Here is a 13,066-nt window from a genome sequence, read left to right on the forward strand (position 1 = left end):
GCCGGGCGTTTTTCGTTTGGGTCAACGGTAGCTACGACGAGGGCAGTTCGTCGTCGAGCGGTGCCACGTCGCGGGAGGCGATCTGGCGAAGCTGGTCGTAGAGGTCAGGCGCTTCGCTGGTACAGAGACACACGCCCTTGGCGGCAGTGGTATCGCCGGCGTTGAGGTAGGCGTGGCCCATGGTGCTATCGAGGTAGATGCCGTCCCCCTCGTGCAGGATCTCCGGTGCATAGAACTCGGTGTGGACGGCGACGCGGCCGCTCGTCACAAGAAAATACTCCTCGCCGGCGTGGCGCAGCAGCGGGCCGAACTCCTCCAGCGAGCGTGCGCGGACCTCGGCCAGGATCGGCACCATGCGTTTGCCAATCAGGTCGGTGCATTGATAGGTGTAGGTATAGAACTTCGTTGTGATCACCTGCCCCTGCCCGGCCCGGCTGATACTGCGCCGGGCGGTGACCGGCCGGTCGTGCTCGGGACGCACGGGGGTCGCCGGGTTGAACAGCTCGGCGATTTCCATCTTCAAGCCTGAGGTGAGCTGCAACAGCTTGTCGTAGGTCAGCGACATCAGGCCGTTCTCGACTTTGGACAAGGTCGAGAGCGCCATGCCCGTTCGCTCCGCCACCTGCTTGAGCGTCAGGCCGCGTGCCTGGCGGGCGGCCTTGAGGCATTGGCCGAGCTGGGAATTGGCACCTTCGGGCGTCGTGATCTCGCTCATGCAGCAAGCCTAGCACGGCAGTGGAAAAATTGTTGGCCGATCCGCCTAAACTTTTAGGCTCGGTTGAAGTTCAAGAAAGTTCCATTTGGCCGTCTGAAAGGCAGTTTTGCCAGCATTTGCGCACGGAACAGCCCGTCCTGACGAAAATTGGTGCGCCGACCACACTTTCCGATATGCTAAATCGTTTTCACATTTTGAAAGGGATTGGCATTGTCCGGACTTTGCGATTCCAGCGCCGTCGAGCTGCGCCGCCTGCTGGCTGCGCGGGCTATCTCGCCTGTCGAGCTGCTCGACGCCTGCCTGTCGCGGATCGCCACAACCAATCCCGCCGTGAACGCCACCGTGACGTTGGATGAGCCCGGTGCGCGCGCGGCGGCCAAGGAAGCCGAGGCGGCCATTCTGCGCGGCGAGGATCGTGGTGCCCTGCATGGCCTCCCGGTTCTCATCAAGGATACCCAGGACACCGCCGGGCTACGCACGACCTATGGCAGCCCGTTGTTCAGGGATCACATTCCAGCGGCGGACCAGGCTTCAGTTGCGCGGCTGCGCGCGGCCGGTGCGATCATCTTCGGCAAGACCAACACGCCGGAATGGGCTGCGGGCGGCAACACGCGCAATCCGGTGTTCGGCGCGACCGGCAATCCCTTCGATCCCATGCGATCGGCGGCCGGCTCGTCTGGCGGCTCGGCGGTGGCGCTCGCCTGCGGCATGGCCCCGCTTGCCTCGGGCTCCGACACCGGCGGCTCCCTGCGCAATCCGGCGGGCTTTGCCGGCATCGTCGGTATGCGCCCGTCCTACGGCCTCGTGGCGAGCGAAAGGCGCGCCTTCGGCTGGTCGAACCTGTCGACCGACGGCCCGATGGCGCGCAACGTCGCCGACACCGCGCTGATGCTGTCGGTGATGGCGAGCGACGATGCGCGTGATCCGCTCGCCTACACCCTGCCCGGCGAACCATTGCGCGGACGCGCCGAACGCTGGACACCTGCGCACCCCGCCGAGCTCGGCAAGCTGCGCGTCGCCTTTACCGAAGACTTTGGCTTCGCCCCGACCGAGCAGGCGATCCGCCGCGTGTTCCGCCACCGCGTCGGCAAGCTTGCGCCGCTGTTCGCCGATTGCCGCGAGGCGACGCCGGATTGCTCCGGCGCTGACGACGCCTTCGCAGTGCTGCGCGCCGGCCTGTTCCTCGCGATGCATGGCAAGAACTACAGGGAGCGTCCAGAGATGCTTGGCCCCAATGTGCGGGCCAATGTCGAGGAAGGCCTGAGCTACACGCTCGAAGACTACGCGCGCGCGGCGACGACGCAGACGCGGATTTATCACGCCTATCAAAGCTTCTTCGAAAGTTGCGACGTGCTGATCAGTCCGACCATCACGCTGAGCCCGCGGCCCTGGTCGGAGCTCTATCCGGCGGAGATCGACGGTGCGCCCACCAAGTCCTACTTCCACTGGCTCGCGCTCGCGTATGCCGTGACGCTTCCAGGCCATCCCGCGCTCAGCCTGCCCCTCGGTGTCGATGAAGCGGGGATGCCCTTCGGCCTGCAGATCGTGGGCCCGCGCGGCGGTGACGCCATCGTCCTCTCGGTTGCTGCAGGCATCGAGGCCGCGTTTGCGAGCGACCGGCAGCTCTGCCGCCCGATCCCCGATCTGGCGCGGCTCGCCGCGGCGGCGCCGCTCTCGGCCGCGCCAGGCTTCCTCACCTGGGAATGACCCCACAGCAGAGTTAACAGCGCCACCGGATCGCCGGCGAAGCGGAGAAGAGCATGACTGAATTGTCGCAGCGAAAAACCGGGGTCGTCGCGTTCGTCCTGCTCTACATCGCCTACTGCATCTCCTACATCGATCGCGCCGCGATCTCGCTGGCGCTGGCGCAAATCGGCAAGGACTTCAATCTCCAGGCCGCCGATCTCGGCATCGTCATCAGCGCGTTCTTCCTCGGCTATGCCGCGATGCAGGTGCCGGGCGGATGGCTCTCCGACCGCTTCGGCTCGAAATATGTGGTGATCGTCACGATCGTGATGTGGTCGCTGTTCACGGCCTTCACGAGCCTTGCCTGGTCGCTGACATCGCTGATCGCGATCCGCTTCATCTTCGGCATCGCCGAGGGCGGTTTCCCGCCGGCGAGCATCCGCGCCATTGCGGAGCTCTTCAAGAGGGACAGCCGGCCGAAAATGTCGGCGCTGCTGCTGTCGTCGAACTATGCCGGCAGCATGCTCGCGCCGCTGATCATGGCGCCGCTGATCCTCTGGCTCGGCTGGCGCCACGCCTTCAACACGATCGGCATCGCCGGCCTCGTGTTCGCACTTGTTTATTTCCTCTTCGTCCCGCATCTGGGGCGCCTGGGCGCGGCCCAGGCGAGCACGGCGACGGCAAAGACCGCGGACCGCGCGCCGATGCGCGAGTTGATGAAGAACCCGCTGATCTGGCAGTTGATGGTGGTGTGGTTCGGCCTCAGCTGCGTCAACAAGGGCCTGGATTCCTGGATGCCACTCTATTTGCTCCAGCAGCGCGGACTCGATCTCAAGACCGTCGGCATCGTGGCGCCGATCCCGTTCGTGATGGCGACGATCGCGACCGCGATCGGCGGCTGGGTAATGACGACGTTCTTCGCCGAGCGCGAAAAATGGCTCCTGATCGGCAGCTCCGCGTTGACCGGCATCTTCCTCTACGCCATGTACAGGGCGGAAACGATCGCGCTGCTGATCACCTACCAGTCGCTGGTCTATTTCTTCAAATCCTTCGTGCTGGCCTCGGTGGTTGCGCTTCCGACAAAGCTGCTTCGCGACGACCAGATCGGATCGGGCGTCGGCATGGTCAATCTTGGCGGCCAGAGCGCAGGTTTCGTGGCGCCGGCGGCGATTGGCTTCATCGTGACCGGAACCGGATCGTTCGATGCGGCCTTCGGCTTCCTGGTGGCGATGACCGCGATGTCGGTCGTCGTCGCCGCGACCATCAACACGGCGCAGCCCAAGCTCGCGCCGCGGCCGGCCTGAAGGGAAACATGCCGATGCAAAGCGCAATCGTCCTTGGCGGCGGCATGATCGGCGTCAGCGCGGCGCTGCATCTGCAGCGGCGTGGCTGGTCGGTGACGCTCGTCGATCGCAGGGAGCCGGGCCGCGAAACCAGCTACGGCAATGCCGGAATGATCCAAGCCGAAGCTGTGCGGCCATATCCAATGCCGCGCGACTTTGCGACGCTCTTGAAGATCGCGACCGGCCGCACCAACGACGTCCGCTACAGCCTTACGTCCCTCCACCGCCACGTCGAGCCTCTGCTCCGCTATTGGTGGCATTCGGCGCCCAAGCGACATCGCGAGGCGATCGAGGCATGGGCGCGCCTGATCGCCTATGCGACATCAGAGCACGATATCCTCATCCGCGAAGCCCACGCCGACAATCTTATCCGCCGCGCCGGTTATCGGCTGTTGCATCGCGATCCCGCCGAGTTCGAGCTCGCAATCAAGACCGCGGAGGAAAACCAGCGCGACTTCGGCGTGAAGTTTCGTGTCCTGAACGGTAGCGAGCTGGCAAAGGCCGAACCGATCCTGCGCGACGATCTGCCCGGTGCCATTCATTGGCTGGAGCCGTGGACTGTGTCGGATCCCGGCGCCTTGGTCGCGAGCTATGCCGAACTGTTCCAGCGCCTCGGCGGTCATATCATTCTCGGCGATGCGCAGACGCTGCAGCAGACGTCGTCCGGCTGGTCCGTGCAAACCGACGACGGGCCAATCGATGCGGCCAATGTCGTCGTCACGCTCGGACCGTGGTCCCCCGATCTGTTGCAAAAATTCGGCTATCGCATTCCGCTGGTGCGCAAGCGCGGCTACCACATGCACTATAGCGGCGGCGCTTCGCTCGACCTCCCGCTGGTCGATACGGCAAGAGGCTACGCCATGGGGCCGATGGCCAGGGGCATCCGCATCACCACTGGCGCCGAGCTGACCGGGCCGGATGCGCCGGCAACGCCTGTTCAGCTCGCTAGTGCAGAGGCTTCCGCGCGAGAGCTGCTCGATCTCGGCGGCCGCGTCGAACCCGAGCCGTGGTACGGCACGCGGCCTTGCACGCCCGACATGCTGCCCGTGCTTGGGCCAGCACCGCGCCATCGCGGTCTCTGGATGAACTTCGGCCACGGTCACCAGGGCTTCACGCTGGGCCCTGCCACCGGCCGCCTGCTCGCTGAGATGATGAGCGGCGAGACGCCTTCGATCGATCCCACGCCATACCGGCCAGAGCGTTTCTAGCCAGCGCGTTTCGCGGCGAGGACCGCCAGCGCGGCCGACATCCGCATCAGCGGATCGTCCCATTCGCGCGGGCGACGCTGCCGGAACAGCCGCATGGTCGGATACCATGGGCTATCCTCGCGCTCGCGCAGCCAGCGCCAGTCGAGCGCGTAAGGCAGCAGCATCCAGACCGGGCGGCCGAGCGCGCCGGCAAGATGCGCAACCGAGGTGTCAACCGCGATGACGAGATCGAGCGCTGCGACCGCCGCGGCGGTATCGGAAAAATCGCCAAGCGCCGGTGCGAGATCGACGATGTCATTGCCAAGCGCCGCGAGCACCGGGAGGTCAGCCTCGCGTGGCTCCTTCTGAAGGCTGTAGAGCTGCACGCCTGGTGTGATCAGGCATGGCAAGACCGCTTCCGCCGACAGAGAGCGCTGTGCGTCGCCCTTGTGCCTGGGATTGCCGGCCCAGACCACGCCGACCTTCAGTACGCTTACGCCATCGAGCGCGGCGCGCCATCGCGACAGTCTTGCCGGATCCGGATGGAGATAGGGCACGTTCGCCGGAATCGTGTCGAGCCTCGTGCCGAACACGCGCGGCAGGCTCATCAGCGGCAGTTGCACGTCGAACGGCGGCAGCGGCTCGCCGCGCGCGATCACGGTGACGCCCTCCATCGTCCGCAGCAGCGAGGCCAGCGCCGGCTGGACCTGGAGGATGATGGAGCCGCCCCGTGCGGCCACCATCGGCAGATAGCGCACGAATTGCAGGGCATCGCCGAGCCCGTACTCGGCAAACAGCAGAAGCGCGCGGCCGTCAAGCGGCTCGCCCTGCCATTCTGGCTCGCTGAAGGTCGGGTCGCCGTCGGACAGGGTCTTGCACCTGCGTCGCCATTGATAGGCTTCAAAGCCGCTGGCGAAGTCGCCGTTCATCAGCAAAAAATGCGCGTGATTATATTGAGCGAGCGGCTGCTCCGGATCGAGCGCGATGGCCTGTCGCGAGGCGGCCAGCGCGGCGTCGATCTCGCCGGCATTGCGCAGTGACACCGCGAGGTTAGCATGGCCTTTGGCGTAGGCCGGATCGGCGGCGACGGCGCGGAGATGCGCGGCGACGGCCGCTTCGACACGATCCTGCTTCTCGAAGACGATCCCGAGATTGGTATGGGCGGGCGCATGATCGGTCTTCAGTGTCAGCGCGCGCTCGCAAGCTGCGATGGCCTCATCGAAAAGCCCGAGCTCGCAGAGGCAAGCGCCAAGATTGCTGATGATCACGTGATCCGCCGGATCGCGCGCGATCGTCCGCTGATAGATCGCGGCCGCCTGATGCAGGTGACCGGCCTCGTGCAGGACGAGACCGAGCAGCCGCATCGCCGCAAGATTGTCAGGGTCTAGCAGCGTCGCGTGGCGATAATGCACGATCGCCTCCTCGAACTCGCCCTTGCGATAGAGCGCAGCGCCGAGATTGCAGAGCAGACCCGGATGCTCGGGGTCTGCGTCGAGCGCGCGGCGGTAGGCGGTCACGGCCTCGTCGAGCTTCTTCTGATCAGCAAGCACATTGCCGAGATTGAGCCAGACGCCGCGATGTGCTGGATCCCTTGTGATGACCTCGCGATAGGCATGCTCGGCCTCGGCAAGACGGCCCTGCCCCGCCAGCGCGACGGCCAGGTTGAAATTCGCACGCGTCAGGTGCGGATCGATCGCGATGGCACGCCGGTAGGCAGCTTCCGCCTCCTCGAAGCGCGACAGCTCTGCGAGCGCCACGCCGAGCTTGTTGCAGAGGCCTGCATCGCCCGGCCGCCGCAGAAGCGCGCGCTGAAACGCCGCCACTGCGCCGTCCTGCTCACCCTTTACGGCAAGTGCGTCGCCCAGCGTGACGAGGGCCGGCGCGTGGTCAGGATCGAGGCTGAACACGCGGCTCAGCAGATTCGCCCCGTCGCTCGCGCGATCGGTCACGAAAGCGACCACGGCGGACAGATGCAGCGCCGGCACATGGTCGGGATGCGCCTTCAGGACTTCCCCGCACAACAGCCCGGCATGATCCGGTCGCCCCGCCTCGTAATGCTCCACCGCCCGCAACAGAATCCGATCGACCCCCGCCTGGCCCATGCTGCCACCCACCCTTCACCCCGAAATCCCGATGGGGGTTGAACGGACGAGCGCGCGGATTCCGTCACTTTTGATGCCTGGCAAAACAGCAAGGGCTGATCGACCATGTCGACCAGCCCTATCACTTCGAGGCCTGACAACGCGCGAAGCGCTGTCAGATCCAGCTTGCAGCTCAGTCCGTCGTGAGCGCCGTCTCCATGTCGGTCGGATCGATCTGCTGGCCCAGCCGCGCATTGAGCTTGTCGCGGTCGAGCTCACCCTCCCACCAGGCGACGATCACGCAGGCGACGCCGTTGCCGCAAAGATTGGTCAGCGCGCGGCACTCGCTCATGAACTTGTCGATGCCGAGCACGATCGCCATACCCGGCACCAGCCGCGGGTCGACCACCGCCAGCGTCGCAGCAAGCGTGATGAAGCCGGCTCCGGTGATGCCGGAGGCACCCTTCGAGGTCAGCATCGCCACCACCAGGATGGTGATCTGCTGGCCCAGGGTGAGATCGACGCCGAGCGCCTGCGCGATGAACAGGGTGGCCAGGGTCATATAGATGTTGGTGCCGTCGAGGTTGAACGAATAGCCGGTGGGCACCACGAGGCCGACCACCGACTTGGAGCAGCCGAGGCGTTCCAGCTTCTCCATCAAGGACGGCAGCGCACTTTCCGAGGACGAGGTGCCGAGCACGATCAGCAGTTCGTCCTTGATGTAGGCGAGGAACTTGAAGATCGAGAAGCCGGCAAAGCGCGCGATCGTGCCGAGCACGATCAACACAAACAGCGCCGCGGTAACGTAGAACGTGGCGATCAGCCCGATCAGGTTGAGGATCGCGCCGGTGCCGAACTTGCCAATCGTATAGGCCATCGCGCCGAACGCACCGATCGGTGCCGCGCGCATCACGATGGAGATGACGCCGAAAACCGCGTGCGCAGCGTCATCGATGAAGGCGCGGATGGTATGACCGCGTTCGCCGAGGCCCATGATGGCGAAGCCGAACAGCACCGAGAACAACAGCACCTGGAGGATCTCGCCTTGAGCGAAGGCGCCGACCACGGTGTCAGGAATGATGTGCAGGATGAAGTCGACGCTCTTCTGTCCCTCGGCCTGCTTGGCGTAGTTGGCAACCGCCTGCGCGTTCGCTGCCGCACCGCCGAAACCCGCGCCTGGACGAACCAGATTGCCGACGATGAGGCCGATCAGGAGCGCAAAGGTGGAGACGACCTCGAAATAGACCAGCGCCTTGACGCCGATGCGGCCGACCTTCTTGGCGTCCTGGATGTGGGCGATGCCCGAGACCACGGTGCAGAAGATGATCGGGGCGATCACCATCTTGATCAGCTTGATGAAGCCGTCGCCCATCGCCTTGATCCAGTCGTTGGTCGCGACCGTGGGCCACAGCCAGCCGACGATGGCCCCCAGGAAGATGGCGATCAGCACCTGGATATAGAGAACCTTGTACCACGGCTTGGCAGCGGCCTTTGCGGCCGGCGCGCCCGCAGTCATCGTTGTCGTCGTCATGGCTCCCTCCCCTCAATTCCCTTGGTTCTAGCCAAGATCAACTTGGCGGGCCGAGTCAAATGGAACTGCTCGGCCGTTGGCCGCTTATTGGCGGCGGTCGACGACCCGGCGCGCAGCCGGCATCAAGGTCGCTCCGAGCGCGTTCTTGATCAGCGATGCCGCGATGAACGGCAGGATGCCGACCTGCCAGGCCTTTGCGACGCCAAGCCCGAGGCCGAAAGCGAGCCAGGCGAAGCCGACCGCCAAAATGACGATGTGACCGATGGCCATGGCCGCGAACAGCCAGGCCATGCTGCGATCCCAGCCCCGCTCGGCGAGAAAGCCCGTGACGAAGGCCGCCGCGACGAAGCCAAACAGATATCCGGCCGTGGGGCCGATGAGCGGGGCGAGGCCGCCGACAGGGCCTGCGAACACCGGCAGGCCCATCGCACCTTCCGCGAGGTACGCGATCATGGTTGCGCTACCGAGGCGCCAGCCATAGCCGGCGCCAATCATCAGCACGACCAGCGTCTGCAACGTCATCGGCACATAGGGCAGCGGCAGGCTGACCTTGGCTGACAGCGCCATCAAAGCGGTACCAATCGCAACCAGCACGACCGCGCGCAACGCGCCCGCGCTGCTTTGGACCGGCCAGACGATGGCCGCGAGAGGAAAATGCGGGGCGACGGCAGGCGTTTTGTCAGACACGTTGAACTCCGGAAGGCTCTCAAAAACTGGCGGGCTATTTAAGCCAGTGAGCGATCCGGTCAACTGCTTCCCGCATCTCCTCCGCCGATCTCGCATAGGAAAAGCGGATGAAGGAGCGGCCGTGCAAGGGATCGAAATCGATGCCGGGCGTTGCCGCGACATGGGCCTGCTCCAGCATCTGCGTGGCAAACTCGAAGCTGTCGGAGGTGAAATCCGACACGTCGGCATAGAGATAGAATGCGCCATCGGCGGGCAGGAACTTGGTCAGGCCCGCCTTCGGCAGCCCCTCGATCAGGATGCGGCGGTTCTCCTGATAGCCGTGCTTGATCTCTTCCATCTCGGCAGCGCCGTCGAATGCTGCTTCAGCCGCGATCTGCGACAGCGACGGCACCGAGATCGACAGGTTCTGCTGGAGCCGCTCGACCGGCCGCACCAGAACTTCCGGCACGACCATCCAGCCGACCCGCCAGCCGGTCATGCAGAAATATTTCGAGAACGAGTTGATGATCAGCGCATGGTCCGACAGCGCCGCCGCAGTGACGGCGGGAAAAGCATAGTCGAGGCCGTGATAGATCTCGTCCGAGATGAAGCGGATTCCGGCGCCCTCCGCTGCTGCGATCAGGCTGGACAGCGCCTCCCTGGACATCATGGTCCCGGTGGGATTGGCGGGACTTGCGACCAGCACGCCCTTGAGCGGCGCCTTGCGATGGGCGGCCAGCAGCGCCTCGCCGGTCAGGGCGTGACGGGTCTCGCTGGTGGTCTCGATCGGCACCGGCTCGCAGCCGAGCGCGGTCAGGATATGCCGGTATGGCGGATAGCCGGGCACCGTCACCGCGACGCGGTCACCCGGCTCGAACATGGCCAGGAAGGCCAGGATGAAGCCGCCGGAAGACCCCGTGGTGACGACGATCCGCTCGGGGCTCACCGCACAGCCATAGGCGTCGCGATAATGGCGCGCGATCCGCTCGCGCAAGCTGGGGATACCGAGCGCGGAGGTATAATCGATTCGCGCGCTATCCAGCGCCTGGTGGGCGGCGGCGATCGCGGTCTTCGGGGCCGGCGCGGCAGGCTGTCCGACCTCCATATGGATGACGTGGCCGCCCGCCGCCTCGATTCGCGCGGCCGCCGCCATCACGTCCATCACCATGAAGGGGGGAACGTCGCTGCGGCGGGATGGCGTCAGCCAAGGCTCCAGCCGGTTCCTCAATATCGCATCGGCCATCAATATCTGCTATTTCGCTTCCGGTCCGGAACCCCTTGGGGGACCGGGAACGGGGCGCCCGCGCCCCAGACTGGCCGCATTGTGCGGCTCATTAGGGCATACCCCGTATCCGGTCCGACGCCAATCACCAAGACCAATCACGAAACTGCATTTCAAGACCGATCGATGTTGCTCCAGCTCGCTTTGCGCAAGAAGGCCTCCGCTCTCACCGCCATCGTGACTGCGGCGGCCGTGGTGCTGACGCCGCTTCCGGCGATCAAGGCCCAGGAGAGCCCCAGAGGCCCGCCGGTGCTGCGCGACACCGAGACCGAGCAACTGCTGCGCGAATATACCAGGCCCATCCTGCGCGCCGCGGGACTGGAGAAGCAGAACATCCAGATGGTGATCCTCAACGACGCATCGTTCAACGCGTTCGTCGCTGATGGCCGCCGCATCTTCGTCAATTACGGCGCGATCATGCAGTCGGAAACGCCGAACCAGCTGATCGGCGTGCTCGCGCACGAGACCGGGCATCTGGCCGGCGGCCATCTCGCCAAGCTGCGCGAGCAGCTCGCCAACGCCCAGACCCAGATGATCATCGCCATGCTGCTCGGCGCCGGCGCCATGGTCGCGGGCGCCCGCAGTGGCAACGCGAACAATGGCCTCGCCAATGCCGGTGCGGCCGCCGTCGCCGGACCGCAGGAGATGATCCGCCGCTCGCTGCTGTCCTATCAGCGCCAGCAGGAGGAGAACGCCGACCGCGCCGGCGTGAAGTTCCTGACCGCGACCCAGCAATCGCCGAAGGGCATGTACGAGACCTTCAAGCGCTTCACCAGCGAGAGCCTGTTCGCCGCGCGCGGCGCCGATCCCTATTTGCAGTCGCATCCGATGCCGGCCGAGCGCGTCGAGGCGCTCGCCCAGTTCGCCCGCTCCAGCCCCTATTGGGACAAGAAGGACGACCCGGCGCTGCAGGCGCGCCATGACATGGTGCGCGCCAAGGTCTCCGCTTTCATGGAGCGGCCCGAGACCGTCTATCGCCGCTATCCGCTGACCAACGACAGCATGCCCGCCCGCTATGCCCGCGCCATCAGCACCTATCTGCACGGCGACCTGCGCAGCGCGCTGGCCCAGATCGACGCGCTGATCCAGGCGCAGCCGAACAACCCGTATTTCTACGAGGTACGCGGCCAGGCACTGCTCGAGAGCGGCAAGGCGGCGGAAGCGATCCCCGCCCTGCACAAGGCGGTTCAGCTCTCCGGCAACGCCCCGCTCATCGAGATGTTACTTGGGCAGGCTCTGGTCGGAACTGATAATAAGTCCTACACGGACGAAGCGATCCGGATTCTCCGTGCCGCGGTGGCGCGGGAGCCGGAGGCACCGATCGGCTACACGCAGCTCGCCATGGCCTATGGCCGCAAGGGGGACTATGCGGAGGCCGACCTGGCGTCAGCGCAGGCCGCTTACCTGCGCGGCGACAACAAGACCGCACGCGAACTTGCGACGCGCGCAAAAACCCGTTTCGCCATCGGCACGCCCGGCTGGGTCAAGGCCGATGACATCGTGGCGTCAAAACCGCCACGCAACAATTAGACGATTGGAACGACACCGACACCACGACGTCACGGCGCGGCCAGGTTAGATCGGCCGGGATGTCTTCCGAAACCTGCTTTCGACCAGAGGATTTGCCAATGCCTTCACTGCGCCTGATCGTCCCCGCGCTGTTTGCGCTCGCCGTCTTCGGCGGAGCCGCGCCCGCCGCGGCCGACAGCTTCACCGACACCCAGCGCTCGGACATCGAGGCGATCATCAAGAACTATCTCGTCAGCCATCCCGAGGTGCTCGAGGATGCGATGGCCGAGCTCAGCAAGCGCCAGGCGGCCGCCGAAGCGCAAAAGCACGAAGCAAGCATCGCGCAGAATGCCGATGCGATCTTCAACTCGCCGCGCCAGGTCGTGCTCGGCAACAAGGACGGCGACGTCACCTTCGTCGAGTTCTTCGATTACAATTGCGGCTACTGCAAGCGCGCGATGTCGGACATGCTCGACCTCATGAAGAACGATCCCAAGCTGAAGGTCGTGCTGAAGGAGTTTCCGGTGCTGAGCCAGGGCTCGGTCGAGGCGGCGCAGGTTGCGGTCGCTGTCCGCATGCAGGATCCCACCGGCAAGAAGTATCTCGACTTCCATCAGAAGCTGCTCGGCGGCCGTGGCCAGGCCGACAAGGCGCACGCGCTTGCCGCCGCCAAGGAAGCCGGTCTCGACGTCGCGAAGATCGAGAAGGACATGGCCAATCCGGAAGTGCGTGCCACGATCGAGGAGAACTTCAAGCTCGCCGAAGCGATGGGCATGAATGGCACGCCGAGCTACGTGATCGGCAAGCAGATCGTGGTTGGTGCCATCGGCCTCGACGGCCTGAAGGAGAAGATCGGCGTCGCGCGCTGCGGCAAGGCGACCTGCTAGTTCCAGATTTCGATTATCCGAATACTGCGAAAAGACCGGCTTTTGCCGGCCTTTTTTGTTGTCAGGATGTTGACGCGAACGTTCATCGCGCGTTCAACAAACAAAAGCCGCGGAACCACTGAAGTTTCGGAACATCTCATTTCTCCTTTCGTTGTCGGCGCGGGCAATGACGCACAAAA

At 65.0% G+C, this 13,066-nt stretch carries 10 protein-coding genes; 5 read left to right on the forward strand and 5 right to left on the reverse strand.

All coding sequences use genetic code 11. From position 1 onward, the window contains the following. Positions 1 to 31: 31 nt before the first annotated feature. Positions 32 to 715 carry a helix-turn-helix domain-containing protein gene (locus SO156_RS01890; protein WP_498533641.1) on the reverse strand — a complete coding sequence of 228 codons (684 nt, stop codon included), beginning with the start codon at positions 713 to 715 and terminating at the stop codon, positions 32 to 34. A 210-nt stretch (positions 716 to 925) separates the two neighbouring features. On the opposite strand from SO156_RS01890, the gene SO156_RS01895 reads away from it, so the two are divergent. From SO156_RS01895 to SO156_RS01905, 3 genes are read left to right on the forward strand one after another with little or no spacing between them, the layout of a single operon-like run. Beyond that, on the forward strand, positions 926 to 2,422 hold the full coding sequence (locus SO156_RS01895; protein WP_498533642.1) for an amidase: 1,497 nt from the start codon (positions 926 to 928) through the stop codon (positions 2,420 to 2,422). Between the two features lie 53 nt (positions 2,423 to 2,475). Next, positions 2,476 to 3,705 carry an MFS transporter gene (locus SO156_RS01900; RefSeq protein WP_498533643.1) on the forward strand — a complete coding sequence of 410 codons (1,230 nt, stop codon included), beginning with the start codon at positions 2,476 to 2,478 and terminating at the stop codon, positions 3,703 to 3,705. Between the two features lie 14 nt (positions 3,706 to 3,719). Further along, positions 3,720 to 4,952: an NAD(P)/FAD-dependent oxidoreductase gene (locus SO156_RS01905; protein WP_498533644.1), complete on the forward strand. Its 1,233-nt coding sequence runs from the start codon at positions 3,720 to 3,722 to the stop codon at positions 4,950 to 4,952. Here the strand turns inward: SO156_RS01905 and SO156_RS01910 are convergent. From SO156_RS01910 to SO156_RS01925, 4 genes are all read right to left on the reverse strand, one after another. Continuing rightward, on the reverse strand, positions 4,949 to 7,033 hold the full coding sequence (locus tag SO156_RS01910; RefSeq protein WP_498533645.1) for a tetratricopeptide repeat protein: 2,085 nt from the start codon (positions 7,031 to 7,033) through the stop codon (positions 4,949 to 4,951). The two genes, SO156_RS01905 and SO156_RS01910, sit on opposite strands and share 4 nt — an antisense overlap. Positions 7,034 to 7,205: 172 nt before the next feature. After that, on the reverse strand, positions 7,206 to 8,543 hold the full coding sequence (gene dctA, locus SO156_RS01915) for a C4-dicarboxylate transporter DctA (protein WP_498533646.1): 1,338 nt from the start codon (positions 8,541 to 8,543) through the stop codon (positions 7,206 to 7,208). An 84-nt stretch (positions 8,544 to 8,627) separates the two neighbouring features. Beyond that, on the reverse strand, positions 8,628 to 9,182 hold the full coding sequence (locus SO156_RS01920; RefSeq protein WP_498533833.1) for a biotin transporter BioY: 555 nt from the start codon (positions 9,180 to 9,182) through the stop codon (positions 8,628 to 8,630). An 82-nt stretch (positions 9,183 to 9,264) separates the two neighbouring features. Then, entirely contained in the window at positions 9,265 to 10,452 is a 1,188-nt protein-coding gene (locus SO156_RS01925) for a pyridoxal phosphate-dependent aminotransferase (RefSeq protein WP_498533647.1), read from the reverse strand. 165 nt (positions 10,453 to 10,617) lie between these two features. Here SO156_RS01925 and SO156_RS01930 point away from each other — a divergent pair, with 165 nt between their 5' ends. Both SO156_RS01930 and SO156_RS01935 read left to right on the forward strand, forming a co-directional pair. Further along, positions 10,618 to 12,021: a M48 family metalloprotease gene (locus SO156_RS01930; protein WP_498533648.1), complete on the forward strand. Its 1,404-nt coding sequence runs from the start codon at positions 10,618 to 10,620 to the stop codon at positions 12,019 to 12,021. Positions 12,022 to 12,119: 98 nt separating this feature from the next. Beyond that, the gene (locus SO156_RS01935; RefSeq protein ID WP_458144770.1) at positions 12,120 to 12,887 is read left to right on the forward strand and encodes a DsbA family protein; all 768 of its coding nucleotides are present in this window, start codon (positions 12,120 to 12,122) and stop codon (positions 12,885 to 12,887) included. Positions 12,888 to 13,066: the final 179 nt, after the last annotated feature.

Source organism: Bradyrhizobium sp. UFLA05-125 (genome assembly GCF_059803515.1).